Annotated in this window: 22 protein-coding genes; 15 read left to right on the top strand and 7 right to left on the bottom strand. The window is 65.1% G+C overall.

Annotated elements, in window-relative coordinates; all coding sequences use genetic code 11:
- Positions 1-23 precede the first annotated feature (23 nt).
- Positions 24-1,418: an MFS transporter gene (locus AMYTH_RS0141550; RefSeq protein WP_167344632.1), complete on the bottom strand. Its 1,395-nt coding sequence runs from the start codon at positions 1,416-1,418 to the stop codon at positions 24-26.
- 227 nt (positions 1,419-1,645) lie between these two features.
- Between AMYTH_RS0141550 and AMYTH_RS46630 the strand changes: the two genes are divergently transcribed.
- The 6 genes from AMYTH_RS46630 to AMYTH_RS0141520 all read left to right on the top strand — a co-directional run bounded on the left by AMYTH_RS46630 (position 1,646) and on the right by AMYTH_RS0141520 (position 7,007).
- Entirely contained in the window at positions 1,646-2,377 is a 732-nt protein-coding gene (locus tag AMYTH_RS46630; protein ID WP_051362966.1) for a FadR/GntR family transcriptional regulator, read from the top strand.
- 159 nt (positions 2,378-2,536) lie between these two features.
- Positions 2,537-3,526: an AraC family transcriptional regulator gene (locus AMYTH_RS48455; RefSeq protein WP_167344631.1), complete on the top strand. Its 990-nt coding sequence runs from the start codon at positions 2,537-2,539 to the stop codon at positions 3,524-3,526.
- A gap of 57 nt (positions 3,527-3,583) precedes the next feature.
- Positions 3,584-4,258, top strand: coding sequence for a FadR/GntR family transcriptional regulator (locus tag AMYTH_RS46620; protein ID WP_051362964.1), 675 nt, complete (start codon positions 3,584-3,586; stop codon positions 4,256-4,258).
- Positions 4,259-4,386: 128 nt separating this feature from the next.
- Positions 4,387-4,923, top strand: coding sequence for a MaoC family dehydratase (locus AMYTH_RS0141530; protein WP_027935190.1), 537 nt, complete (start codon positions 4,387-4,389; stop codon positions 4,921-4,923).
- Positions 4,920-6,134, top strand: a complete 1,215-nt coding sequence (locus AMYTH_RS0141525) for a CaiB/BaiF CoA transferase family protein (RefSeq protein WP_027935189.1) — start codon at positions 4,920-4,922, stop codon at positions 6,132-6,134. Before AMYTH_RS0141530 ends, AMYTH_RS0141525 begins: the two co-directional genes overlap by 4 nt.
- A gap of 12 nt (positions 6,135-6,146) precedes the next feature.
- Positions 6,147-7,007, top strand: a complete 861-nt coding sequence (locus AMYTH_RS0141520) for an HpcH/HpaI aldolase/citrate lyase family protein (RefSeq protein ID WP_027935188.1) — start codon at positions 6,147-6,149, stop codon at positions 7,005-7,007.
- Here AMYTH_RS0141520 and AMYTH_RS0141515 read toward each other — a convergent pair.
- Genes AMYTH_RS0141515 through leuA form a run of 3 tightly spaced genes read right to left on the bottom strand, consistent with a single transcriptional unit; the run spans position 6,943 to position 10,189 of the window.
- Positions 6,943-7,497: a MaoC family dehydratase gene (locus tag AMYTH_RS0141515; RefSeq protein WP_027935187.1), complete on the bottom strand. Its 555-nt coding sequence runs from the start codon at positions 7,495-7,497 to the stop codon at positions 6,943-6,945. The genes AMYTH_RS0141520 and AMYTH_RS0141515 overlap by 65 nt on opposite strands.
- Complete coding sequence (locus tag AMYTH_RS0141510; protein WP_027935186.1) at positions 7,494-8,342, bottom strand: HpcH/HpaI aldolase/citrate lyase family protein; 849 nt, start codon at positions 8,340-8,342, stop codon at positions 7,494-7,496. Before AMYTH_RS0141510 ends, AMYTH_RS0141515 begins: the two co-directional genes overlap by 4 nt.
- 38 nt (positions 8,343-8,380) lie before the next feature.
- Positions 8,381-10,189 (bottom strand): 2-isopropylmalate synthase, encoded by a 1,809-nt coding sequence (gene leuA / locus AMYTH_RS46615; RefSeq protein ID WP_051362963.1) that lies wholly within the window; start codon positions 10,187-10,189, stop codon positions 8,381-8,383.
- Between the two features lie 141 nt (positions 10,190-10,330).
- Here leuA and AMYTH_RS0141500 point away from each other — a divergent pair, with 141 nt between their 5' ends.
- Complete coding sequence (locus AMYTH_RS0141500; protein ID WP_051362962.1) at positions 10,331-11,200, top strand: alpha/beta fold hydrolase; 870 nt, start codon at positions 10,331-10,333, stop codon at positions 11,198-11,200.
- A 30-nt stretch (positions 11,201-11,230) separates the two neighbouring features.
- Here the strand turns inward: AMYTH_RS0141500 and AMYTH_RS46610 are convergent, their stop codons facing one another.
- Positions 11,231-12,118 carry an SAM-dependent methyltransferase gene (locus tag AMYTH_RS46610; protein ID WP_037323076.1) on the bottom strand — a complete coding sequence of 296 codons (888 nt, stop codon included), beginning with the start codon at positions 12,116-12,118 and terminating at the stop codon, positions 11,231-11,233.
- 519 nt (positions 12,119-12,637) lie between these two features.
- On the opposite strand from AMYTH_RS46610, the gene AMYTH_RS51285 reads away from it, so the two are divergent.
- Positions 12,638-13,225, top strand: a complete 588-nt coding sequence (locus tag AMYTH_RS51285) for a transposase (protein ID WP_167344630.1) — start codon at positions 12,638-12,640, stop codon at positions 13,223-13,225.
- Positions 13,226-14,456: 1,231 nt separating this feature from the next.
- On the opposite strand, the gene AMYTH_RS0141480 is transcribed toward AMYTH_RS51285, so the two are convergent.
- Both AMYTH_RS0141480 and AMYTH_RS46600 read right to left on the bottom strand, forming a co-directional pair.
- Positions 14,457-15,842, bottom strand: a complete 1,386-nt coding sequence (locus tag AMYTH_RS0141480; RefSeq protein WP_027935183.1) for an MFS transporter — start codon at positions 15,840-15,842, stop codon at positions 14,457-14,459.
- A 607-nt stretch (positions 15,843-16,449) separates the two neighbouring features.
- Positions 16,450-17,157 carry an IclR family transcriptional regulator gene (locus AMYTH_RS46600; protein ID WP_209440821.1) on the bottom strand — a complete coding sequence of 236 codons (708 nt, stop codon included), beginning with the start codon at positions 17,155-17,157 and terminating at the stop codon, positions 16,450-16,452.
- 745 nt (positions 17,158-17,902) lie between these two features.
- Between AMYTH_RS46600 and AMYTH_RS46595 the strand changes: the two genes are divergently transcribed.
- The 7 genes from AMYTH_RS46595 to AMYTH_RS50040 all read left to right on the top strand — a co-directional run bounded on the left by AMYTH_RS46595 (position 17,903) and on the right by AMYTH_RS50040 (position 25,477).
- On the top strand, positions 17,903-19,138 hold the full coding sequence (locus AMYTH_RS46595; RefSeq protein ID WP_051362960.1) for a CaiB/BaiF CoA transferase family protein: 1,236 nt from the start codon (positions 17,903-17,905) through the stop codon (positions 19,136-19,138).
- Positions 19,131-21,083: an AMP-binding protein gene (locus tag AMYTH_RS0141465; protein WP_027935182.1), complete on the top strand. Its 1,953-nt coding sequence runs from the start codon at positions 19,131-19,133 to the stop codon at positions 21,081-21,083. Before AMYTH_RS46595 ends, AMYTH_RS0141465 begins: the two co-directional genes overlap by 8 nt.
- A 55-nt stretch (positions 21,084-21,138) precedes the next feature.
- Positions 21,139-22,305 carry an acyl-CoA dehydrogenase family protein gene (locus tag AMYTH_RS0141460; protein WP_027935181.1) on the top strand — a complete coding sequence of 389 codons (1,167 nt, stop codon included), beginning with the start codon at positions 21,139-21,141 and terminating at the stop codon, positions 22,303-22,305.
- A gap of 59 nt (positions 22,306-22,364) precedes the next feature.
- Positions 22,365-22,817, top strand: coding sequence for a MaoC family dehydratase (locus AMYTH_RS0141455; protein ID WP_027935180.1), 453 nt, complete (start codon positions 22,365-22,367; stop codon positions 22,815-22,817).
- Positions 22,814-23,752, top strand: a complete 939-nt coding sequence (locus tag AMYTH_RS0141450; protein ID WP_209440819.1) for an HpcH/HpaI aldolase/citrate lyase family protein — start codon at positions 22,814-22,816, stop codon at positions 23,750-23,752. The genes AMYTH_RS0141455 and AMYTH_RS0141450 overlap by 4 nt, the downstream gene beginning before the upstream one ends.
- A gap of 276 nt (positions 23,753-24,028) precedes the next feature.
- The gene (locus tag AMYTH_RS46590; RefSeq protein ID WP_157360746.1) at positions 24,029-25,042 is read left to right on the top strand and encodes an NADPH:quinone oxidoreductase family protein; all 1,014 of its coding nucleotides are present in this window, start codon (positions 24,029-24,031) and stop codon (positions 25,040-25,042) included.
- Between the two features lie 219 nt (positions 25,043-25,261).
- Entirely contained in the window at positions 25,262-25,477 is a 216-nt protein-coding gene (locus AMYTH_RS50040; RefSeq protein WP_027935178.1) for a hypothetical protein, read from the top strand.
- Positions 25,478-25,706 lie beyond the last annotated feature (229 nt).

Below are 25,706 nucleotides of genomic sequence, written 5' to 3'. Positions count from 1 at the left end.
GTGGATCGCGCTCGGGTGAACGCTCAACTGGAGATGTGTTCGAGGACCCGCGCCTTCGTTTCCGGTCCGAACACCAGCACGATGATCGCGCCCAAGCCGAAACAGGCGGCGAAAGCGGTGAAGGTCCCCGCGTTCCCCCAGGCGAGCACCATCGGGGGCACTATGAGCGGCCCGGTGATCGCCGAAACGCGCCCCACGGTCGAGGCAGTGCCCATACCAGTGGCTCTCGCCCGCGTCGGGAACAGTTCAGGCGTGTACGCATACAGCGCCGTGGCGACTGCGACGAGGCTGAACTGCATGGTCGCCCCCGCGACGACGACCATCCCGAACGACGAAGCGTGGCCATACCACCAAGCGGTGACACCGACGAGACCGAGCGCGGCGACCATGACGGCCTTGCGACCAACACGTTCCAGCGTGTAGCCGGCAAGCCAGGCCCCCGGGATCGCTCCCGCCTGCATCAACAGGGTAGCCGCGATCGACTTGGAGATCGACATCCCGCGGTCGACCAGGAGCTTGCCCACCCACACGGTGATTCCGTAGTAGCCGATCAGCACGATCAGCCACAGGGCCCAGGCCAGCAACGTACGGCGCAGATACCGACGGGAAACCAGTTCGCGTAGCGAACCTCGGTGCTCTTTCACCTCGGTGACGTCCGTGACGGTTGCGGGGGGCAGTGCACGACCCTGGGCCGTCTCGACCGCCGCCTCGATCTTGCGCATCTCTATGTCAGCTTGCGCGGCATAACCTCGCGACTGGTACCAGCGAGGTGACTCCGGAAGTCCTCGGCGCACGTAGAGGGCGAACACGGCACTGACCGCGATCAGGACGAACATGCCGCGCCAGCCGGCGACCGCGAAAGAGACGGCCAACAAGGACAACGCGCCGAACGCGACCCCCGCGGCCGCTCCGCCCACCTGCATCCACCCGGTAAGGCTCGCGCGCCGGTTCGCGGGCATGAACTCGGCCAGCAGCGACAGCGCCGCCGGCAGTTCGGCGCCCAATCCGATGCCAGTGATGAAACGGAAAGTCAGGAACGACCAGAAATCCCACGCGAACGCCGCGAGCAAAGTCGCCGCGCCCCACAGCAGCATGCTGTGTACGAGTATCCGACGACGGCCGAAGCGGTCGGCCAGCACTCCCGCGATCGTCGCGCCGATGCCCATACCGGCGAATCCCGCGGCACCGACTAGTCCGGCGGCTCCCTTCGAAAGCTGGAGGTCCAGTGAAATGGGCGCGAGCAGGTACGACAGGAGCGAGATGTCCAACAGGTCGATCACAAAACAGGTGGCGAGGATAAAGCCCAGTTTGCGCTGGTAGCGAGTGAAGGGCAGCCGTTCGAATCTCGCTGCCAGCGTCGCCGCCGATATCGTGTTCGCGGCCGCCGGAGGCGATCCGCCGGAATCCAGGGCATCCACGTTGATGCTCCCTTCGAGGGAATCGAGGGGGCGATTTCACCTTGGCGCGCCGCCGACCGAGCTCTGACACGCGGTGTGGATGACGCAACCGGAAGGCAAAACCTCCAAGGTTTGGCCACCGTAGCTCCGCAGGGGACCGAGGTCCAACGAACTAGCCCGGATGGGTGATGCGGGCGCGGTGCCGCCATTGGTTCCGCTACACCCCGCACCCCTTACGATGTGCATCCATGCCAGACAACCGCAGGGGCGTGACTACAGCGGGCCGGCGACTCGAGGAGGAACTGCGGCAGCAGATCCTGACCGGGGTCCTGAGTCCCGGCGACCGGCTCCCCAGCGAGCCGGAGCTGTCGTCCCACTACCAGGTGAGCAGGAACACTGCGCGGGAAGCACTCCGCGCGCTGTCCAGCCAGGGACTACTGGTGGTCAAGCGCGGCATCGGAGGAGGCATCTTCGTCGCGGTGCCCGAGGCCGAGCACGTGAGCAGCACGCTGCTGGCCAGCCTCACCCTGCGCGCGCAGAGCGCGGATCTGTCCGTCGCCGCGTTGGTCGAGGTGCGGGAACTGCTCGAGGTTCCGGCAGCGGAATTGGCCGCGCTGCGCCGGACCGATGAGGACCTCGAGGAGGTCCGGCGCGCCCTGTTCACCTCCCGCGAGGTCGACCCGAAGACCGTCTTCGCCAGCACTCGAGCGTTCCATTTGGCGATCTTGAAAGCAGCACACAACCCGCTGCTCGAGATCCTTGCCGGACCCGTATTTCAGGTGCTCAACGATCGGTTCGTGAGAGAGAAGACGCCGGCCTCGGTCTGGCATGACATCGACCAGGAGCACCGCGAAATTCTGGGCTACCTGGAAGCGCGCGACCAGGTAGGGGCGCGGGAGGCAACACGAGCCCACCTGCGTGCCGCTCGCAGTCTCTACACCCATATGCAATCCAGGTCGACTGCACCTACTCAACAGTAAACCTCGGGGGTTACAAAGTCCGGGGGAACGCCTAGCGATTCCACCGGTATGCAACTTGCTGTTTGCACCTCGCACCTGCCTCGGCTAGCGTCGGACGAGTCGCCGGAGATGTCGATGCGGGGCCGACGTCCGTCAGCAGACGACTGGGGGTTATCGGGCATGGGCGAGCCAGCAGGGGCGCAGCCATTCGATGCAAGTCAGCGGGTCTCGTTTTCCGACCTGGATCAGATGCGCGAGGCCGTAACTCGTTCCTTGGGGCCACATCGAGTGACGCTGGTCGGGCGCACAAAAAATGTCTCAGCTCATTTCTGGACCAAACGCATGCGGGATATCGTGGTCAATGATCTCTCGTACGGAACTGAAGTCGATATCGACGCCGGCCACCTCGATTCGTTTTTCGCTGTTGTCATTCCACTTTCCGGTGTGAGCGTCATCCGAAATGGGCGCCAGCAAGTGCGCTTGCAGCCGGGTCACGCCGCTGTCGCGGCCCCCACCGAATATTCGAAACAGCGCTTGACCGAAGGATGCAGGCAGAACGTGGTTCGGATAGAACAGCCGGTGCTGGAGGCTCACCTACGAGATCTGCTCGGGCATCCCCTGCCGGTACCGCTGAGTTTCCGGCTCGGCTTCGAAGTCGCATCCGGAAGCGGCAAGGCGTTTGCCGAAGACCTCGCCCTGGTGGCCCGCAGGTTGGTGAACGATCCCGCGGCGTACGAATCCCCTTACGCAACCAGCAGCACCGAGCAGAATCTGATGACCCGCTTGCTTCTCACGGCAACCCACAACTACAGCGACCAGTTGCACGGTGAACCGCCGAAGTCGATTTCGGGCCGTCTCGTCACTGCCGTGGTCGAAATCGTCCGAGCACACCCGGAATGGAACCACACGTCACGAAGCCTTGCCCGCGCGCAGGGCGTCAGTGTGCGGACGCTCGAACGGGCATTCAGGCGCGACATGGGAATCGGGCCGATGGCCTACCTCCGCGGGGTCAGGCTGGAGCGGGCGAGGAGCGCGCTCCGGGCAGCCGCACCGACCGAGGTGTCGGTGGGCGCCATTGCCCGGGAATGGGGTTTCGTCAGCCGCAGCCGATTCGCCGCGGACTACCGCGAACGGTACGGCGAACTCCCTTCTCAAACCCTCCGGAAATGAGCCGCAAGGACTCGGCGTGCCACCGGTCCGATCCGCCCTCGGTGTCAGGGAGGCCGGTTGACCGCCTACGATGAACTTGCCGAGCACATTCGTCACCAGATCCTGACGGGCGAGCTGAAGCCGGGCGATCGCCTCCCGCCGGACTCCGAGATCTCGGAGCATTACCGCGTCAGCAGAGGGACCGCCCGCGAAGCTCAGCGCGTGCTGGCCAGCCAGGGCTGGCTCAAGATCAAACGCGGTCTCGGGGGAGGCGTCTTCGTGGTTCTCCCGGGACCGCCGCAGATCGCCGACTCGTTGCAGACCGGCCTGCTCACCCTGCTCAGAAGCGATCAGATCGCGCCGGCGGCGTTCTCTCGCGCACGGCGCCTCCTCGAAGTGCCGGCCGCCGGGTTCGCGGCTGTGCACCGGGACGCGAACGACATCGTCGAGATCAAGGCCACACTCGCCGAAAACGGGGGTCGCGGCCCGACCGCGGCCGCCCGGTTCCACGTCGCCCTGCTGCATGCCGCACACGACCCACTGATCGAGACACTCGGCGCGCCAGTGCTCAACCTGGCGCTCGAACACGACCGACAGCGCGACCTTCCGGCGCACATACAGAGCCGGATCGACGAGCAGCATCAGGAAATCCTGGGATATGTGGAAGTGCAGGACCAGGCCGGCGCACGCGAATCCACGCGGGCACACCTTGCGTACCTGGAAGCGGTTCTCGAACACGACCACCCCGTTTAGGGTTGACGCGTAAACCTTGGAGGTTTAGCCTTACGGCAGCTTTCCTCGCCTAGTACGCAGGGAGGTCGCCCGCGCACCGGAGGCGGCCGACTGCTGGACGGACGAGCCCGGACAGAACAGGAGCTGCCGTGAACAGCAAGCTCGGGTGGCAGGGTCGCCATTACGAGGATTTCGACATCGGGGACACCTACCGTCACCCGCTCGGCCGCACAGTTTCCGAGGTGGACAACACCTGGTTCACACTGCTGACGATGAACACCGCCGAGGACCACTTCAACGCCGAGGTCGGACGAACTTCGGAATTCGGTCGCTCATTGGTGAACTCCACGCTCACACTGGCCATCGTGGTGGGCCAGAGCGTCATCGACACGACGTGGAACGGCCTGGCCAACCTCGGCTGGGAGGAGGTCCGTCTGACTCATCCGGTCTTCGCCGGTGACACGCTCTGGGCGGAATCGCTGGTCGTGGACAAGCGGGAATCGGCGAGCCGGCCCCACGCGGGCATCGTCCGGATCAAGACCCGCGGCCTGAACCAGCATGGGGACGAAGTCATTTCGTTCCTCCGCTCCTTCATGGTCTACAAGCAAGGACACGCACCCAAGCGATCCACCTTCCCCACTGCCAAGATCCCATTGACGGCGCCGGCGACTGAAGGTGCGGCATGAAGCCACTGGCCGACCTGCGGATCATCGCCTTGGAACAGTACGGTGCCGGTCCGTTCGGTTCGCTGCAGCTAGCCGATCTCGGGGCCGATGTCATCAAGATCGAAGACCCCGGCACCGGCGGTGATGTCGGCCGGCAGGTTCCACCGTTCTCCGACGGCGAGAACTCCCTGTTCTTCGAGGCCAACAACCGCAACAAGCGCAGCATCACTCTCGACCTTCGAGTGGGTGAGGGGCGAGAGGTCTTCGAGGATCTCGTTCGCCACGCGGACGCTGTTTTCGCCAATCTCCGGGGTGACGTGCCGGCGAAGCTGAGGATCCGATACGAGGACTTGGCCCCGATCAACCCGAGGATCGTCTGTTGCCTGCTGTCCGGGTTCGGATCGTCGGGCCCGCACGCCCAAGAACCCGCGTACGACTACGTGCTCCAGGCGTATACGGGCTGGATGCACCTGACCGGGGAGCCGGACGGCCCACCGACCAAGACCGGGCTGTCACTCGTCGATTTCAGCGGCGGCCTCACAGCGGCATTGTCACTCCTCGCCGCCGTTCACGCGGCGCGGCGGGACGGCGTGGGAATGGAATGTGACCTGAGCCTGTATGACACCGCTCTGGCCATGCTGAACTACCTGGGTACCTGGAACCTGACCGCTGGATACCGGCCCGAGAGGACAGCGAGGTCAGCACACCCGTCCCTGGTGCCGTTCCAGCTCTTCGCCGCCCAGGACGGCTGGCTCGTCATGGGGTGCGCGAAGGAGAAGTTCTGGCACCGGCTGGTGCACGCGATCGAGCGCCCGGACCTCGCGGACGACCCGCGGTTCGCCTCGTTCGCCGACCGCAACGCTCACCGGGGCGAGCTCGTCGCCATCCTCGATGGCATCCTGGCGACCCGGCCGGTCAACGAGTGGCTTCGCGTTCTCAAGGCGGCGGCGGTCCCCTGTGCGCCGGTGAACGACGTCCAGCAGGCACTGGACTCCGAGCAGACCCGGGCCCGTGGCATGGTCGTCGACTTCTCCCACCCGGCGTTCGGGGTCGTCCGTTCGGTCAACAGCGCGGTGCGTGCCGGTCCCGTACGCACGGACCACACACGCGCGCCGCTCCGAGGCGAGCACACGGAATCGGTACTGCGCGATGTCCTCGGTTACGAAGACCACCATCTCCGACGCCTGCACGACGCGGGCGCACTTGGCAAACACGGCCATCGAGCGAACTAGGACGGCACGGACGTGAATGAGCTGTGGTCCGCCGTCGCCTCGGCGAGAACGTTGCTGTTCGTCGGGGGTGATCGACCGGACCGGTTCGCGAAAGCGGCCGTCAGCGGAGCCGATCACATCGTCATCGACCTCGAGGACGCGGTCGGTCCGGAGGCGAAGGGAGACGCGCTGAACCACGCACAGGCGTGGCTGGAGGCCGGCGGACATGCGGTCATCCGCATCAACGGCCGCGGCACTCCTTGGCACGAAGCCGAACTCGATGTCCTCTCAGCGGGGCCGGTCTGCGTCATGGTGCCGAAGGCGCAGGAGCCGGACGACATCGACCGCGTGATCTCTCGACTCGCCGCCGGCTCGTGCGTGGTTCCGCTCCTGGAAACCGCCTCGGGAGTCCTCGCTGCGCCAAGCATCGCCCGGACAAAGGGAGTGGTGCGACTCGCGTTCGGCAACGGTGATCTCGCCACTCAACTCGGCGTGAGCCACACGAACCGGGAAGGGCTGGCGTGGGCGCGGTCGGCTCTGGCGCTCGCTTCCGCGGCGGCCGGCTTGCCCGGGCCCGTCGACGGTGTGACCACCGCCCTTCGCGACGACTCCGCCCTTTTCTCGGACAGCCGGCACGCCGTCGAGCTCGGCTTCACCGGAAAACTGTGCATCCACCCTGGCCAGATCCCCACGGTCCACAGTGCCTTCGCACCGTCCACCCGTGATGTCGAGTGGGCGCGGGAGATTCTGCTGATCTCAAGCGGTCGTGCTGTCGCTGTCGTGGAAGGGCAGTTTGTCGACAAGCCGCTCCTGGATCGAGCCCGTCAGATCATCGCGCGCGCCACGACTTGTCCGCCGGCGCAGGTTGATCAGCCGGGAGCAACGGCTCTCTGACCGCTGGAAAGGAATTCGGCCGACGCGCGTCACCTTTGGAAACGAGAAACGTGCGCACGAAGGAGAGGACCTCCGCGCCGTCTTGGTTGACCGCCCTCGTTCGGACCGTGACGATGCCCGCATGCGGCCGACTGGCAGATTCCCGCCGCGACAGGACGATCGATTCGGACCACAACGTGTCCCCGGCGAACACCGGACGCGTAAGCCGAATGTGCTCCCAACCGAGGTTGGCGACAGCGTTGAACGATGTGTCGATGACGCTCTGGCCGGCCGCAATCGCCAGAGTCAGCGCGGAATTGACCAGCGACCGTCGGAATTCCGACTGTCGCCCAGCTTCCGCGTTGAAGTGGACCTCGGCCGTGTTCATCGTGAGCAGACTGAACCAGGTGTTGTCCGTCTCCGTGATCGTCCGCCCCAGCGGATGCCGGTATATGTCCCCCACCTCGAAATCTTCGTAGAAGCGCCCGCGCCAACCCGGTTTTATCGTCATCGGTCCTCCTGGGCGGTCTCGGGCACCAGGCCAGCGCGGGCCAAGACGATTCGCGCACGGTCGAGGATGGGTTTGCCCACGACCTGGCCCTCAACCGCTGCCACCGACCCGTCACCCTCGCTCCGCAGCAGGTTCCGGGCCCATTCCACGTCCCGCTCCGACGGTCGGAAGACGTCGTTGACGACCGCCACCTGCCTGGGATGGAGGCATGCCTTGCCGGTGAAGCCCAAGGCCGCGGCTCTCAGCGATTCGCGTCGCACGAGTTCGTCGTCGTAGAGAGCGGTGGTCACGCCGTCCAGGGGTGGCGCTGCGCCGGCCGAAGCCGATGCGATAACCAAGTGTGACCGGGCGTGGCGCAGCGCATCCCAGTCGGCGACGTCGACACCGAGGTCGGTGGACAGGTCGGCGTTGCCCAGGATGATCCGGACCACGCCGTCGGCGGAACAAATCGGCTGAGCCGCCAGGATACCTGTCGCCGTCTCCAGCGCCGGTATCACCACCGAGCGGGGCCGGAGGTGTCTTCGCACCCCGTTCACTTGGTCCGGATGCTCCGCTTTCGGGATCATCACCACGCAGTTCTCGTGTTCGGCAACCATCGCGAGATCGTCGCCGTGCCACGGCGTGCCCACACCGTTGATGCGGACAACCGCCGGCCGGTTGTCAGTGAGCCAATCGTCGATGTGCTTCCTCGCTTGTGGCTTCAGCTCCGGTCCGACGGCGTCCTCGATGTCGAGCATCACCAGGTCCGCCCCCGACGCGAAGGCTTTCGGGAAGCGATCCGGACGGTGTCCCGGGACGACCAGAAGCGAACAGGCGTTGCGGACAAGCGGTTCCAGCTCTTTCATGGTTTCCCTCCGAACGCTTGAATGACTGACTGTCCCCGTCAAACGCAGCGCATCCGCCGCTCGGCGCGCCGGCCCCGGTTCATCGCCGAGACGACGGCGCGGATCGATGCGATGATTATCGATGGGGCGATTCCAACCCCCCAAACTGCTTTGCCTTCCACCAGGCATCGAACGTAAGCCGCCGCCTCGGCGTCGTCGCCCGCTGTGAGTGCGTGTTCCTGGTAGTCGAGCAAGCTCAGGTTCACACCGACCTGGGCGAGCGCGTCGAAGAACGCGGCGACCGGCCCGTTTCCGGTGCCTTGGATCGTCAGGTCGGCGCCATCGTTGACCATATTCGCCTCGAGCGTGCAGGTCGATCCTTCACTTCTGGCGACATCGAGGCGAACCAGCTGCCATGGCCTCCGCTTGTCGAGGTATTCGCCGGCGAACAACTTCCACATCGCCGCGGGGTCGATCTCCCCGCCGGTCGCCTCACTTCGTCGCTGAACCAACCGCGAGAACTCGATCTGGAGTTCCCTGGGCAACTCGAGGTGGTGTTCGCTCCGCATGACGTAAGCGACGCCCCCCTTGCCGGACTGTGAGTTGACTCGGATGACAGCCTCGTAAGTCCGGCCCACATCTTTCGGGTCGATCGGCAGGTAGGGGACCTCCCACCGGGAATGCTCGACATCAACACCCTTCCTCCTCGCTCGAGTGGACAAGGCCTTGAGTCCCTTGTTGATCGCGTCCTGATGGCTTCCGGAGAACGCCGTGTACACCAGGTCCCCGCCCCACGGAGTCCGGGGATGAACTGGAAGCTGGTTGCAGTGCTCTACCGTGGCCTTGATCCGATCAATGTCGGAAAAATCGATTTGCGGGTCGACTCCCTGGCTGTACAGGTTCATCCCGAGGGTGACCAGATCGACGTTGCCGGTGCGCTCTCCGTTGCCGAAGAGACATCCTTCCACCCGGTCGGCACCGGCCATGAGCCCCAGTTCCGCTGCGGCAACAGCCGTACCACGGTCGTTGTGCGGGTGCAGCGAGAGGATGACAGACTCCCGGTGATCGAGGTTCCTGGACATCCACTCGATCGAATCCGCGTAGATGTTCGGGGTGGCCATCTCCACTGTCGCGGGGAGGTTGATGATAACCGGTCGTTCGGGAGTCGGTTGCCAGACTTCGCTCACGGCGTTGCACACCTCGGCGGCGTACGACAGTTCGGTGCCAGTAAAGGATTCCGGCGAATACTGGTAGTGGAACGTCGTGTCGGGGTCACGCCCGGCGAGGTCCGCGACGAGTGTTGCGGCCTCGACCGCGATCTTCTTGATCGCCGCCCGCGTCTCGCGGAAGACCACGCGGCGCTGCAGGATCGAAGTGGAATGGTAGATGTGGACAATGGCTTCCGGTGCGCCGCGGAGAGCTTCGAAGGTCCGTTCGATCAGTTCTTTCCGGCACTGGGTCAGGACCTGGATGCGAACGTCTCCCGGGATCGCCTCGTCCTCGATGATCTCCTGCACGAACGTGAAGTCATCCTGGCTCGCGGCCGGGAATCCGACCTCGATCTCCTTGTATCCCATCTCGACCAGGAGGTCGAACAGTTTGCGCTTTCGTGCTGGCGACATGGGGCTCACCAGCGACTGGTTGCCGTCACGCAAGTCGACCGCACACCACAGCGGTGCAGCCGTGATCCGCCGCTCCGGCCAGGTCCGGCTCGAAAGCGACACCGCTCCCACCACCCGATCGAATGGCTGGTACCGGTAGTAGGGCATGGAGCTCGTGCGTTGTCGGTTCCAGGAGGAGAACGTGTGCGGTGATGCCCGCCCGGTCCAGTCGATGTCGGGTTCATGACTCGTCTGCAGATCCGCCATGGGATGCTCCCCTGCCTTGACCGGCGACTTTCTGCCAGTGTCACGGATTTGCACTCAGAACGTGGATCGTTTCGCGACAGGCGGTGACGAATAGACGACAACAGGTGGAGAGCGGCCACGGAGACCAGCAACGATCCAGTCATGTTCGAGAACGACGGAAGAGGAAACGGGGCCCAATCCCTTGTTCGTCTGCGCGGTCATGGGCTGGAGCTTGCGGGTGACTTCACGGGGCCGGCTGACGGCCCCGTTGTCGTGCTCCTGCACGGCGGCGGGCAGACGCGCCAGTCCTGGCGATCCGCACCGGACAAGCTCGCGGGTGCGGGTTTTCTCGCCGCACGGCTGGATGCCCGCGGCCATGGGGACAGTGATTGGGCTCCCGACGCAGATTACTCCATCGATGCGTTCGCTGACGACCTCCGCGCAGTGGCGGAGCACTTGGGGCGACCGCTCGCGATTGTCGGTGCGTCACTCGGCGGGCTGACCGCGTTGATCGCCGCGGGAGAGAACCCGACGATCGCATGCTCCGCGCTCGTCCTGGTCGACGTCGCGCCGTGGCTCGACGAATCCGGCCGAGGTGACATTGTGCGGTTCATGCGGATCGCGGCGCGGGGCTTCGCCACACTCGATGAAGCCGCGGACTTCCTCTCGCGAATGGTCCCGCACCCGCGACGGGCGGAATTCCGTCACAGTGTGGGACGCGGCCTCCGGAAAGGAGCGGACGGCCGGTTCTACTGCCGATGGGATCCGGCCATGATGCACGGTGCAAACTTGGAGCTGATGAAGGGTACTCCGGAACGGTTCGCCGAAGCTGCGGCAAGACTGAAGGCTCCCACCCTGCTTATTCGTGGTGCCGACAGCAACGTACTGAGCCGCGCACATGCGCAACGGTTCCTGGGGATTCTCCCAAATGCCGAGTATGTGGAGGTGTCCGGCGTCGGACACACGGTCTCGGGGGGCGACAACGAGGCGTTCGAGGCAGCCGTGGTGCGGTTTCTCCGGCGTCACCTGTGACGAGGGGAGTGCCCGGCCCGCCTGGCTCGATCAGCCCCGAAGAACAGCGCGACTGAACAACCACTTGTGGGCGAGGTCGCGGCTCCCGTACGGGTTGTGCCGGCCGCAGTAGAGAGTCGCGTCCTTGGCCGGCCCCGTGGTGGCGACCTCCCACCCGATGGATCGCAGGTATCCGACCGGGTCCTTGGCGCTGTCGGTCACGAGGAGGGCGGCGAGATCGAAGCCGTACTGGGAGTTCGCCTGGTATGTGTCGCGCCGCAGCTCGTCCGGATCCGCAGGGTGGTCGAAGCCCAGGTAGCTGCCAGAGGTCGACACGTCGTGCAGGGATTTGAAGAGCCTCGTTTCCTCGTCCCCGGTCAGGTAGGCGGTCAGGCCTTCGATCAACCAACAGGTGGGCCGTCCGGGCTCGAAACCGGCAGCGGCCAGCGGTTCGATCCAGTCGTCGCGAAGGTCGCAGGAGACGGTCCGGCGATCGCAGAGCGGGTTTGCTCTCAAGCCGTTGAGGACCCTCTGCTTGAACTCGTGAACGCCGGGCTTGTCGACCTCGAACAGCTTGGTGCCGGGCGGAAGCTCGAGGCGGTAGGCGCGAGTGTCAAGTCCTGCGGCGAGGATGACTGCCTGCTCGCAACCAGTACGCGACGCTTCCAGGAGGTGCTGATCGAAGAAGCGCGTCCGGACGCCGACCGCCATCGAGATGATGTCCCAGCGACGGTCGAACTCGGAGGTGCGATCGACGGGATCCGCCAGCTCGGTGGGCATCGGCGTCGGGGACTTGGCCTCGACGACGAACTGCTTGGCGAAAGGATCGTTGACCAGACCGTTCGTCCGAGTGGTTTCGATCGCCCGGCCCGCCGCAGTTGCCAAGGCCGTGCGCCCCAGCCCGGAGACCGCGTCCCAGTCGTCGCTGTATTTCGCCATGTCGCCTCCGCGTTGGTCCCGTCGCTGACCCGGTGCGCCGTTCTCTGGCATCAGGCTAGGAACGCCACCCGGGTCGCCGGAGCCGTACAGCGTCATCTCGTGGCCGGAAACCGACGTGTCGGATTAATACCTGCTTGGCACCAGAGCGCGGGTAAGCGACCGCGTTGTCGACGAACATCCTGGCACCGGGAAGCAAGCAGGTGTGGCTCGACCGGTTCGAGGTCGAATGTGCACTCCGCCGAGCACTGTGCTGCGCCGTACGGCGCGAGCCAGCGGGCAAACGGCGGCGTTCTCTCACCACCGGGCACAGGAACGGATCCGCAGCCAAGCCGTCCAGACTCGCTGAGCTCGACCCCGGCCAGCACTGATAGCCAGCCTGGGCTGAGCTGGGCGTGGTGCACGTAGCGTGGAGCGACTGTGGGCTGACCGACCTGGCCCAGCACGTCGTGCGCGCTCGTTTCCTCCGAATAGCTCAGATCCGGTGGACGATGGGCGAAGTAGCTGCGGCGGAACCGACCAGTGAGAACCCGAAGAAACCGCGGCCGCGACCAGCTCGTTCTCAACCGGGGTGCGGCCAACCAAGCCGATTCGATTCGAGCGTGGTCCGGGCGCACCAGCATTCTGCTGGCGCCCGGAAAAAAAGGGGGCTGCGCGCCCGGCGTCGAGGCGCTTGCGGTCGACGGGGAAGGACTCGGCCGGTGCCGCGGGGGACTGAGCACCAAGATTCACCTCGCCGTCACGGCTGCGGGCTGCCGCTGCTCGACGGCATGGCGGTCGCCCGGATCGGACCAGGCAGGCCGCAATGCCGACCCGATCGTGTGGTCGCGGATAAGGCCTACTCACATCCCTCAACCCGCAAGCGACGGGACCGGCGCATCCGGTTCGTCAGTCCTGAGCGAGGATCAGATCGCTCGCCGCGCCGCCAGAGGTTCCCGCGGCGGGCGACCACCCGCCTTCGACGCTGAGGCCTACAAGCGGCGCAACGTGGTCGAACGGTGTTTCAACCGGCTCAAACAGTTCCGTGACCTGGCCACCCGCTACGCCAAACGCGCCGCCTACTACCAAGCCGAACTCACCATCGCCGCCATCATCCTCTGGCTCCGATGACTTACAGGACACCTAGCCACAGATGGGAACCTACGCCGCGGTCCGTCCCGAGGCGTTAGTGCAGCGATCCTGACCGGACTTCGCTTCCACGACCTCCGCCACAGCCCGGATCATCGCCGATGGCATTCCGGAGAGCGCGCAGTCGCGGCGGCTGGGCACCGGATTCCCGACGAGATCCGCGACGTCTACTCCCACGTCGCCGCCGAGGTCGGGGCCCGCCTGCTGGACAGTCTCGAACGCCGCTGGCACGACGCCGTCGCCACCTTGCATGAACACCATGGGCCGGCGATCACGCAACCACTGTTGCTCGCCGCCTGACAAACCTCGACGCGTGGCCCGCTGCCGCCCGGCAGCGGGCCACCGTCATATCCGGATCTCGTCGAGCGCCGTAGGCGCCGCCGAACGGCCGGATCGCTCCCGAACCACCGCCAACTGATCCCAGCCGTCCAGCGCGGCCGTCAGCCGTGCGCAACGGCGCCGATCCCACGGACCTGGACCGGGTTTCGGGCGGTTCGAGCAGGTTCACGTCAGTTGGCCAAGAATCAGCCGAGGAGGAGCCGTTAGGCGACCCCATTTGCCGCCGGAAGCATGATCCACTCCAGAATCGCTCCTTCACATCCCTATTGATCTTGAAATCGATGAGGCGCAGCGAACGCGAAGGAAACACCAAAAGGCCCGCTGACCTGGTCTTCCACCCAGAGCCAGTGGGCTCCAACAGACCGTCGGGCTGACAGGATTTGAACCTGCGACCCCTTGACCCCCAGTGTGGCACAAACAAGCCGCTGACCTGCGGTAATAGAGAATCCCATGCGCAGCTTGGGGCAATTGCGGCACGTTGAGACTGTTCTGAGTCGGTGCGGGAATACAGCGCGCTCCAGTTTCGCTCCTGCTCCGCTACCCACCTTCGACCTCAGCTCACCGTAGGTCAGTTCACTGGCGAACCCGTCTTCGCGGTTTGAAGACGACCGCCAGCTCCCCCGTCGGCCTTCGATGCCCCCAACCACACCAAGTGACAGCGCGTGCTCCGCCGAACGCCTCGATCTTCGTTCCGGCGCACTGGCAGGCGTCCGGCCGCGAACAGACCTCGGGCTCCTTCCCTCCGCTGGTCGCGCCACGGGCATTGAAGGGCGTTCGCGTCAGTGGAAAGCGTCATGATCGGCCATTCTTTCTCCGTTCTACACATCCGAGAAACGGGTACACGAGTGCGCTTTCAAACCTCAAAAGAAGGCGGTCAGGAAACCCGGTCGGGCCGCGCCGGTGAGGCGGACCCGGATTCCACGGCCGGTTCGGTCGTCACGGTCTCCAGCGCCTTGCCCGTGGTGTTCCTGGCGACCAGCGTGGTGACGGCGAGGAGCAGGAACAGGGCCCCGAGGAAGGCCCATACCGCGGAAAAACCGGCAGCCCGGTACAGCGCAAGAACGATGAAGGGGCCGATCGCGCCGCCCACGTGTCCCACGCCGTTGCACAGCGCCATAGCCGTGGTGCGGCCCGCCGTCGGAAAGTGTTCCGCCGTCAGGAGGTACATCAAGGGAGCGAAGATGCCGATCTGGAACGCGACCAGGAAGTAGGCGGCGAAGATGACCGGACTGGACGGCGCGATGGCCACCAGCCCAAGACTCACCGCGACGAGGCCGGAGACGACCGCAGCCGGCACCTTCCGCGGTACCCGGTCGGCGACCCACATCGCGAACAGGCCACCAAGGACGATGCCGAGACTCGAGCCGAGCGTCATCTGCAGGCTCTTGGCAAGACTGAACCCGTGCTCGGTGAGCAGCGTGGTACCGAGGCCGACGACCGCGTACACCGGCAGGTAGTTCAGCAGCCAGATTACGAAAAAGAGCAGCATCCACGGGAGGACACGACGGCTGAAGAGAACCCGGATGTCGCGTGCGGGCTCCGGCGATTGCGTCCCGGTCGGCGACGACGACACCGGAGTATCCAGCCCCTCCCGCACTTCCGCGGCTCGCAGGATCTTCTCCGCCTCTGCGGAACGCCCGTGCAGGACGAGCCATCGCGGCGACTCCGGCAGCGACCGGTAGAGGAGGATGAAAATCACGGCGCCTGCCACCGGGACAATGAGAATGGCCCGCCACCCCCACGAGAATGTGGGAATCAGCCACACCGACATGATCGGGACCAGCGCATAGCCGACGAGTGCGGGCAGCGTCGTCCGTGCCATGTAGCGCCCCCGGCTCGCCGCCGGCGCGAGCTCGCTCATGTAGGTGCTGATGACCCCGAGCGTCGCTCCGATACCGAGCCCGGAGACGAAACGCGCGATGGTGAAGACCTCGATCGAGGGAGCCAGCGCGTTGACCAGCGAACCGACGCCGTAGAGAACGGTCGCCATCAGAAGGCCCGCGCGACGGCCGTACCGGTCGGCCACCACGCTGTTGATCAGACCGCCGACGATGTAGCCCCAGAGCCCGACGCTGACGACCGTGGTCGCACTGGCCGTCGTCGCGTGCAGGGCTTTCAGGGCGGCAGGCAGAGCGCTGCCGATGTTGCCGATATCGAAGTAGGCGAAGAAGAAGCTAACGCCGGCGATGAAGAGCACGCGCGGCGAGTACGGCCAGCGCTGCAATCGGTCGATGCGTACGGCAACGTCGTCGATACGCATAGGTCCTCCGTCCTTGGGGGAATCGGCCGGGTTGACCACCTGGGCCACAAGCAAGGGGCGCCGTGCATTCCAGAGCCACAGCTAGCCTCATCGCCTGCCCGGTATCCGTATTTACGGATAGGCGTCCGTAATGCCGGTCGCAACCTTATGGCCACGGATACGGGGCGTCAAGGTCCGAGATCGGTGTGCAGGCCGTGCCGGCACGGCCTGCGAAGCTGGGTCGAACGCCGCGAACGCCCGACTCGACCAGCCGCTGTAGCCTTCTCGGTGCCCACCCGGACCGGCCGCGGGCTGACGAGCCGTTGGCACCACGTCCGCCAGCAGATGACCGGATCGGAACTGTCCGGTTGAGGTGGCCGTCAAGGTCGTGGCAGGCGGCTCAGTGGCGGGGGCCGCGGTGCGTTCTGGCGGCGTTACCTGTGCTCAGGCTCGAGCCAGGGCGCAGGCGCGGCGGCGCACAGGGACCACGTCAGGCCGATTGTCCGGGCAGCCAGGCAGCACAAGTTCCGTCTTCTCGCCAGACCGTCGACGCGGGTCTGCCGCGGCGAGGACTACGGCCGCGATGACCGACCTGGCGACCGCCAGCAACGTCGTGGCCGAGCATCGCCTAGGGTCGCACAGACTCGCCCGGATCGACCTGCCCATCACTGAGCAGTTCCTGAATTCGACGTCCGATTTCGGGCAGCGAGTCCTGGAGGTCGGCGGGACCGAGCGCGCACACGGCGCCGATCAGCTCACCGTCGGAGCGTCGCAGCGCGGTCGCCACCGAGTAGATGCCGGGCACAGTGCGACCGGGGTTGTAGGCGAGGCCGGTCGCCCTTATCTCAGGCAGCTCGGCGAGGAAGCGGTCCACCTCGGGCTGCTCGGCGGACGACGCCGACAACAACAGCGAATCCATCTCCCGCACCGGCAGGTTCGCCAGGATGATCTTTCCCGACGCGGACCCGTACAGCGACCGGCGACTGTGGTTGCGGGCAGCGAACTCCAGCGCGGGCTCATCACCGATGTGGTCGACGAACACGAGCGACATTCCCACCTGGATGCCGATCAGGACGCTGCAGCCGACTTCCTTGTGAATGCGCGGCAGAAGCTCGCGATCGATGTCCTGAGCCGCCACGCGGTTCCCGTTCAGAGTCAGGATGAACGGCGCCGAGCCGAGGCCGAACCTGTGATCGCGCTCGACCAGGTACCCGGTGGCCACGAGTCCATTCACCAGCTCGTGCACGGAACTCTTCGGGGCGCCCAGCCGTTCGGCGAGATCCGCCAGCGACAGTCCGTGACGCACCGGAGCGACCATCTCGAGGATGGCCATCACCCGATCAACAGTGCGGTGATGACGAGGTGGCACGCACTGAGTGTAGCCGGAACGCGTTGACGCACGAGCGCGACAACCTTCTCTACCCAGATATACGGGTTTCCTCCGTATATACGGACGGGCTAGGGCGTCCCCCGGCTAGCGCGGGCTGGCGTCGTCGCTCCTCGGCGCCCGCCGCGTCATCGACCAGATGATGGCCGCTTTTCGCACCGATCGCGTGTCCTGCACCGAGCCAGCGAGACCGACAGCGTATCGGCCCTGCCATCGCCCGCCGGCTCACCGAACGCGGCATTAACGTCAAGGGCTACTACTTCGTCCTCGGGTTTCCCACCGAAACCCGCGACGAGATCGACACCACCGTCCGCCTCGTCCACGACCTGTGGAACCTCACCGACAACCGGCCCGGCACCTTCCGCGCCTCCACCTTCGAATACCGCCCTCATCCCGGCAAGTCGTGGCCGCCACGGGTGAGCCGCTCGCCGAGGGCGCAGGTGAGGGTGGTTTTGCCGGTTCCTGACGGTCGGTCGATGGCAACGAAGGCAGGTTGACGGCCAAGTTGCACGTACTCCTCGTCGACAACGGCAAACTCCTGCTCAGCCGCCGCCGCAACACCAACCCCACCTTCAACGGCCGCCGGCACGGGTTCGCATGCGCATTGCCGCGTGGTTGACAGGGACCACCCCCACAGCTGACACTGTCGCATATACGTCCTCGATGTTCCGATATACGACGGAGTGATGGCCGCATGGGTGATCGTGGTGGGACAAGCGAAAGTCTCGTCGGGCTACGGGTCCTCGATCTGTCACGTGTTCTGGCCGGCCCACTGTGTTGTCAACTTCTCGGCGACCACGGAGCGGACGTGATCAAGGTCGAGCCACCTGACGGAGACGACACACGACGGTGGGGTCCTCCGTTCGTGGCAGACGACATGAGCGCTTATTTCAACGCGATCAACCGCAACAAACGCAACATCTGCTTGGACCTGCGGACCTCGCAAGGACATCAGGTGCTCGAGCGACTACTCGAGAACACCGATGTGGTGGTAGAGAACTTCAAGGCAGGAACGCTGGCTCGGTGGGGGTTCTCCGACGAGCGGATGCTGGAGCGTCACCCGCGCCTGATTGTCTGCCGCATCACCGGGTTCGGCGCTGACGGGCCGATGGGTGGTATGCCCGGTTACGATGCCATCACTCAGGCCTACGGCGGCTTGATGAGCATCAACGGCGAATCCGAAGGCCCAGCGTTGCGGGTCGGCGTCCCGGTGGTGGACATGGTCACCGGGATCTACGCGTTCAGTGGAATTTTGCTGGCGCTCAACGCTCGTCAGCGAACAGGTCGCGGGCAGGTGGTGGACTGCACGCTCGTTGATACCGCGGTGTCGCTGTTGCATCCACATTCCGCGTCCACTCTCGCTGACGGGCGGGTACCTGTGCGTACGGGCTCCGCCCACCCGACGGTGGCACCCTATGACACCTTCGAGGCGTCCGACGGGGCGGTGTTCATCGGCATCGGCAATGATCGCCAGTTCCGCATCCTGGTCGACCGACTGGGTATGCCCGGCCTAGCTGACGACCCGCGTTTCCGCACCAACGCCGACCGCCTGGGGAACCTGAAAGTCCTCAGCGAACTGCTGTCGGAGAAGATCGCCCCCTTGACGAAGAACGATCTCGCACAGGACCTCATCGCCCGCGGGGTGCCGGCGTCAGCGATCCGCGACATCCGCGAAGTCCTTGACGATCCGCACGTCCGTCACCGCGAAATGGTCGTGGAGAGGGGCGACTACCGCGGCATCGGCTTCCCGATCAAGTTGACCGACACTCCAGCGTCGGTCCGAGAAACTCCTCGAGCCAAGGGGGCAGACACTCACACGGTTCTGACAACTCTCGGCTACGACGACGTGACCATCAACCAACTGTTGTCCGCGCGAGTAGTCCTGCAGGACAGCCCGAATCCGAATGGCAAAGAGGCAGCGCATGAGTGATTACGTCTGGCGACCAAGCCCCGAGCGTATCGCTGACGCCAACGTCACACGCCTGGCGAACCGTCATGGCATCGACTCCCTCACAGAACTGCGTCGCCGCTCGGTAGCCGATGTGCAGTGGTACTGGGATGCCGCTATCGACGACCTCGCCATCCCGTTCAGAACCTCCTACCGCCAGGTCCTCGACAGCTCCCGAGGCATAGAGAATTCGGACTGGTTTGTCGACGGCGAATTCACCATCATCGATGCGTGCCTCACTCGGTGGGCGGACTCGATCCATCCCGCGATTGTTCACGAAGCAGAGGATGGCCGAGTCGAGGAGCTTTCGTTCGCCGAGCTGTCGCGTCAGGTCGCCGCGCTCGCTGCAGGGCTGAGCAGTATCGGTGTGCGGGAGGGCGACAGGGTTGCACTCTACCTTCCGATGATCCCGGAGGCGGTCATCGCCTTCTACGCGGCGGCCAGGATCGGAGCCGTCGTGGTGCCGCTGTTCTCAGGATTCGCAGCGCCGGCGATCGCCGCACGCCTCAACGACGCCGGAGTTTCGGCAGTCATCGTCGCTGACGCGACCATCCGGCGAGGGCGAAGAGTCGACATGGCCGCAGAGATGGCGGCAGCGGTCGCCGCCGCGCCCTCGGTCACCTCGGTCATCACTGTGGCCAACGTCGACACAAGGGTCACGTTCGATGCCGAGGGTCTCGCAGTCACCAGCTGGTCCGAACTCCTCGCCGGCGAGGACGTCCACGACACGGCACGAGCCTTTCCCACAATGCAGACGCTGATGCTCGGCTACACCTCGGGGACGACTGGCACGCCGAAGGGGGCAGTTCACACACACGCAGGGTTCACCGTCAAGGTCGCCACCGAGATGGCCTACTCCTTCGACGTCGTGTCGAGCGATCGGGTCTGTTGGGTCACCGACATGGGATGGGTCATGGGACCATTCACAATCGTCGGGGCACACGCCAACGGCGCGACCCTGGTGTTGTACGAGGGGTCACCTGATGCGCCCGACACTCTACGTCTGTGGGACCTCGTCGAGCGGCACTCGATTTCGACACTCGGCCTGTCGCCGACCCTCGTTCGAGCATTGCGCGACACGCCCCTTTCGACGATCAAGAGCCGCGACTTGAAGTCAGTGCGCACCCTGGGCTCCACCGGGGAGCCCTGGGACCCCGATTCCTACGACTGGCTCGCCGCAGAGGTCTTCGACGGCCGGGTGCCGGTGATCAACATCTCGGGTGGCACCGAGGTCGGCGGGTCGTTCCTCGCTCCGTATCCGGTAGAGCCGATCGCCAGCTGCTCACTGGGCGGACCGTCGTTGGGCATGGACGTCGACGTTGTCGATGGCGACGGCCAGTCGGTGCGCGGCGGCATAGGCGAACTTGTCTGCCGTACCCCATGGCCATCCATGACCCGCAGCGTGTGGCGCGACCACGACCGGTATCTGCAGTCGTATTGGTCGACCTTCGACGGGGTGTGGTGCCACGGAGATTTCGCGCTCGTCGACTCGAAGGACGGGGCGTGGTACATCCTCGGCAGGTCCGACGACGTGATGAACATCGCGGGTAAACGCCTGGCACCGGCAGAAGTGGAGTCGGTGCTGACGACACACCCGGCAGTGGCCGAAGCAGCCGCGATCGGGGTGCCTGACCCGAAAAAGGGTGAAGCTGTCTGGGTGTTCTGGGTTCCTCGCGAGGGGGCCGACGCCTCATCCGTCTCGGCCGAACTCCGTGCCGCTGTCGCCGAACAGGTCGGAAAACCGTTCGCGCCGAACGAGGTCATCGCCGTGTCGGAACTTCCCAAGACACGCTCGGCCAAGATCATGCGGCGGGCGGTCCGCGCAGTCGCGACAGGTGCCGACCCTGGGGACATGTCGAGTGCCGAGAATCCAGCGGCGCTGGACCGCATACGTGCTGCTCTCGCCGACACGCACCGGCGAGCCTGAATCTCTGCGACAAATCACTCTGCCACAACCCATGCACAGAGAACGGGTGTAATACATGGATTTCGCATTGACCGAGGACCAGGCAACAATTCGGGACGCCGTCGCCGACCTCGCCGGCAAGTTCGATGATCGATACTGGGAAGAAAAGGACGCCGCACACGAGTTTCCCCATGAGTTCTACCAGGCGTTCGCGGCAGGAGGATGGCTCGGAATCACCATTCCCGAGGAGTACGGCGGCCACGGATACGGCATCACCGAAGCCTCGATCCTGTTGGAGCAGGTCGCTGCCTCGGGCGCCGGAATGAACGGCGCGAGTTCGATGCACCTGTCGATCTTCGGAATGCATCCAGTGATCGTCCACGGCAGTGACGAGCTCAAGCAGCGCACGCTGCCCCGGATCGCCAGCGGCGATTTGCACGTGTGCTTCGGCGTGACGGAGCCCGGCGCCGGACTCGACACGACCAAGATCACCACGTTCGCGCGGCGGGAGGGTGACAAATACATCGTCAACGGCCGCAAGGTGTGGATCTCCAAGGCGATGGAGTCGGAGAAGATCCTGCTCCTGACCCGAACACAGAAGTTCGACGAGTCGTCCCGCAAGACTGACGGGATGACGCTCTTTCTCACCGATCTCGACCGCTCGAAGGTCGACATCCGACCCATCCGCAAGATGGGACGCAATGCGGTCACGTCCAACGAACTGTTCATCGACAACCTCGAGGTGCCCATCGAGGATCGAGTCGGCGAGGAGGGCGAGGGGTTCCGCTACATCCTCGACGGCCTCAACCCCGAACGAATGCTCGTCGCCGCCGAGGCACTCGGCATCGGACGAGCGGCCCTGCGGACGGCCGTGAAATATGGCAACGAACGCGAGGTTTTCGGCCGCCACATCGGTAAGAACCAAGGCATCCAGTTTCCACTCGCGGAATCATTGGCACGCCTCGATGCGGCCGAGCTGATGTTGCGTAAAGCGACGTGGCTCTATGACAACGGGATGCCCTGCGCCCGCGAGGCCAATATCGCCAAGTATCTGTGCGCCGACGCCGGATTCGAGGCCGCCGACCGTGCGCTGCAAACCCACGGCGGCATGGGGTACTCCGAGGAGTATCACGTGGCCAGGTACTTCCGGGAAGCACGCTTGACCCGGATTGCACCGATCAGCCAGGAAATGATCCTGAATTACCTCGGATCGCATGTCCTCGGCCTACCGCGAAGCTACTGAACACTCCTGTCACGCGGCCGTCATGACGGCCGATCAACCTGCGAAAGGAACAGGCCGGCATGGCTGGACTCTGGTTCGACGACCTGACCGTCGGGGACACATTCGACCACCCGATCCACCGCACGGTCACTGAGACAGACAACGTGCTGTTCACCGCGATGACCCACAATCCGGCTCAACTGCACCTCGACGAGCAGTACATGGAGTCGTCGCAGTTCGGGACGCGCATCGTCAACAGCGCTTTCACCCTCGGACTCATGGTGGGCATCTCGGTCGGAGACACAACCCTGGGTACCGCGGTCGCCAACCTTGGGTGGGACGAAGTCCGCTTTCCCGCTCCGGTGTTCCACGGCGACACGATTCGAGTGACCACCGAGGTCATCGACCTCCGGGATTCGCGGTCACGTCCCGACCAGGGCATCGTGACTTTCCTGCATCGCGCGTTCAACCAGAACGACGAACTGGTGGCGTCGTGCAAGCGCACCGGCCTGCAGCGGCGGCGGCCCCAATGACCGAGGCCATGGCACCAAGAACAGCACCCGATACACCTCTGCGATCGCTTCTCTTCGTTCCCGGCGATGACGAGAAGAAGCTGGCTAAAGCTTCGAAGTCCGACGCCGACGCGCTGATCATCGACCTGGAGGACTCGGTCAGCGCGAGCCACAAAGAAGCCGCACGCGACATCACCGCAACACACCTGCAGCGAAACGTCGGCCCTGAGGGCCCAGCACTGTGGGTGCGGGTGAATCCGTTGAGCACCTCACTCGCTCTGAACGACCTCGCCGCGGTAGTGCGCTTCGCCCCGGCCGGGATCATGCTCCCCAAAATCGACGGTCCCGAAGACCTCACCACACTCACCCACCACCTCGATGCCCTCGAAGCGGCATACGGACTTGCCCGAGGATCGGTGAAGATCATCCCGGTGGTCACGGAGACCCCCACCGCCGTGCTCCGGCTCGGCGAGCTCCGGCACGCGGAACTGGATCGGGTGTATGGATTCACCTGGGGCGCCGAGGACCTCAGTGCCTCGCTCGGGGCCGCGACCAACCGGAGGTCGGACGGCCGATGGGCAGACACGTATCGCCTGGCCAGGTCGGCCACGCTGCTCGCTGCGGCAGCAGCAGGCGTGCACGCCATCGAGACTCTATACGTCAACATGGCCGACCTCGAGGGCCTGGCGATCGACTCCCGGGATGCTCGCGCCGAAGGCTTCACTGCGCGCATCGCGATCCACCCCGCCCAAGTCGGTCCTATCAACGACGCCTTCACCCCATCGGAGTCCGAACTCGAGCAAGCCCGACGTGTGGTCGAGGCGTTCGGCACCGGCGATACCGGGGTTGTGGCGCTCGATGGCCGAATGTTGGATGCCCCCCATCTACGACAGGCACGTCATATCTTGTCGGCGGCGCGCAGCGCCGGGAATGGAAGGACGAGTGGCCGTAGGTAAGCGCACGGCCGCCAACTATCGCTACCTCGGATTCCCAATCGTCGACCACACGCCCTGGACGCTCGGTCGACTCCGAGGCCATCGAGCAGTTCCTGCTCGCCGCTGCGATCGACCCCGGTGAGGGATCATCCGCACGGTAGTCCGGGCGATCTTTGGATTTTACTTGCACTGAAAGGAACACGCGTGACAGGTGTAACCGTCCCTCCTGGGCTCCGGGTCTCCCTCCCCCGATTTGCGGAGTCTCAGCGCGACGCACTGGAGAACGTTCTCGAAGTCGTGACCGACCCTGGTGAGTACGAGATCCAATCTGACGAAGTCCTCGTCCGTGTCCGAGCCAGCAGTGTCACGTTCGCGGATCTGCTGATGCTCAGCGGCCAGTACCAGCACAAGCCCCGCACGCCCTTCACCCCCGGGATGGAGTACAGCGGCGAGGTCGTCGCCGTGGGCGGTGCCGCCGCGGCGGAGTTCGCCGTCGGCGATCGCGTGGTCAACGACTTCACGCATGCGGGTCCTCGGAGCACCGGTGCGTACCAGGTAAACGGCGGCTGGGCGTCCTATGCGGTCGCTCCTGCCAGCGCACTCCACAAGATCCCGGACACGTTCTCCTACGAGCAGGGCGCGAACCTGTTCGTCAACTACGAAACCGCCTACTACGCGCTGGTCAACCGCGCCCGGCTACAAGCCGGTGAGGTCGTCCTCATCACCGGCGCATCCGGCGCAGCCGGCATGGCGACGATCCAGACAGCGAAGATTCTGGGCGCGAAGGTCATCGTGACCGGCCGTTCCGAGGACAAGCTCCGAACGCTGCACGACTGGGGCGCCGACTCGACCATCCATACGCCCGGATCAGACCCGGGCCGCTTCCGCGACCAGGTCAAGGAGTTCACTGGCGGCGCCGGCGCAGACGTCGTCATCGACACCGTGGGCGGCCCCACCGGCCTGGAGGCGATGCGGTCGCTCACCTTCGGCGGACGGCTGGTCATCGTGGGTTGGGCTGCCAACACGACCGTCGCTCAGGGAGGCGGCCGCGGGGGCTCGGACGGAGCCAACACGCTCCCGACGAACATCATGCAGATGAAAGGTCTGTATGTAATGGGGTCACCGATGGTGATCCATACCTTCCGCGACCCCTCGATCCGCCCCCCACGCACCGCTGCCATCCTGGACTGGGTCGCACAGGGCCTGGTGACCCCCTTCGTGTCCCATCGGTATCCACTCACTCGCATTCGGGACGCTGGTCTCGCCCGGCTGGCCGGCGACGTGACCGGCGGCTGTGTGGTCGAGCCGTGAGCCACAGCGGGACCAAGCAGTGCCCCCTCCGGCCATGACTAGCTTGAGTTTTAACCTTCGGGTGGTGCTTGCCTACCCCTGTTGATCATGAACGCGGCCCTTGGTCGATCATTCCTTCTTGCGACGATTGGAAGATCGATCAAGAGCCGCGGTGATCAGTTTGCCTGATGCATCGCCTGGGCCGGCCACGACGGCACTCTGCCGATCATCGAGGGCACTGTGATTCAGCTCGAAGTTCAGCAGCTGCCCTCCGCGGCGATCCCGAAACCCGTGTGGCGTTGGCACTCCCGCATCGGCCTGGACCACACCGAGGTTGATCTGGCCTGGCAGGCGTTCCTGCGCCGGTTCGACATCGAGCACACCTTCCGGATGCTCAAGCAAACCCTCGGCTGGACCATCCCAAAACTTCGCTCACCCGAAGCGGCCGACCGCTGACCTGGCTGCTGCTCACCGCCTACACCCAACTGCGCCTCGCCCGTGACCTCACAGCCGACTTACGCCGCCTTGGGAGAAACCCCGACAAGCCAGGCGACTCACCCCGGCCAGGGTCCGCCGGGTTTCGGAACCCTCGCGGCCCGGCCCCGGACGTCCAGCCGGAACACCCAACCACCAACCCGCGTCACGCCATGACGTCCACACCGCCACCAAGCACAGCAAGAACACC

Origin of the sequence: Amycolatopsis thermoflava N1165, from assembly GCF_000473265.1 — a bacterium.
In the GTDB taxonomy this organism is placed as follows: domain Bacteria; phylum Actinomycetota; class Actinomycetes; order Mycobacteriales; family Pseudonocardiaceae; genus Amycolatopsis_E; species Amycolatopsis_E thermoflava.
This window is presented reverse-complemented; position numbering and strand designations above follow the sequence as displayed.

Bases quoted from the DNA above. Each gene is read 5' to 3' on its own strand.
- AMYTH_RS46630 (WP_051362966.1), top strand. From the start codon at position 1,646: ATGCCAGACAACCGCAGGGGCGTGACTACAGCGGGCCGGCGACTCGAG.
- AMYTH_RS48455 (WP_167344631.1), top strand. From the start codon at position 2,537: ATGGGCGAGCCAGCAGGGGCGCAGCCATTCGATGCAAGTCAGCGGGTC.
- AMYTH_RS0141525 (WP_027935189.1), top strand. From the start codon at position 4,920: ATGAAGCCACTGGCCGACCTGCGGATCATCGCCTTGGAACAGTACGGT.
- AMYTH_RS0141515 (WP_027935187.1), bottom strand. From the start codon at position 7,497: ATGACGATAAAACCGGGTTGGCGCGGGCGCTTCTACGAAGATTTCGAG.
- AMYTH_RS0141510 (WP_027935186.1), bottom strand. From the start codon at position 8,342: ATGAAAGAGCTGGAACCGCTTGTCCGCAACGCCTGTTCGCTTCTGGTC.
- leuA (WP_051362963.1), bottom strand. From the start codon at position 10,189: ATGGCGGATCTGCAGACGAGTCATGAACCCGACATCGACTGGACCGGG.
- AMYTH_RS0141500 (WP_051362962.1), top strand. From the start codon at position 10,331: ATGTTCGAGAACGACGGAAGAGGAAACGGGGCCCAATCCCTTGTTCGT.
- AMYTH_RS46610 (WP_037323076.1), bottom strand. From the start codon at position 12,118: ATGGCGAAATACAGCGACGACTGGGACGCGGTCTCCGGGCTGGGGCGC.
- AMYTH_RS0141480 (WP_027935183.1), bottom strand. From the start codon at position 15,842: ATGCGTATCGACGACGTTGCCGTACGCATCGACCGATTGCAGCGCTGG.
- AMYTH_RS46595 (WP_051362960.1), top strand. From the start codon at position 17,903: ATGGGTGATCGTGGTGGGACAAGCGAAAGTCTCGTCGGGCTACGGGTC.
- AMYTH_RS0141465 (WP_027935182.1), top strand. From the start codon at position 19,131: ATGAGTGATTACGTCTGGCGACCAAGCCCCGAGCGTATCGCTGACGCC.
- AMYTH_RS0141460 (WP_027935181.1), top strand. From the start codon at position 21,139: ATGGATTTCGCATTGACCGAGGACCAGGCAACAATTCGGGACGCCGTC.
- AMYTH_RS0141455 (WP_027935180.1), top strand. From the start codon at position 22,365: ATGGCTGGACTCTGGTTCGACGACCTGACCGTCGGGGACACATTCGAC.
- AMYTH_RS0141450 (WP_209440819.1), top strand. From the start codon at position 22,814: ATGACCGAGGCCATGGCACCAAGAACAGCACCCGATACACCTCTGCGA.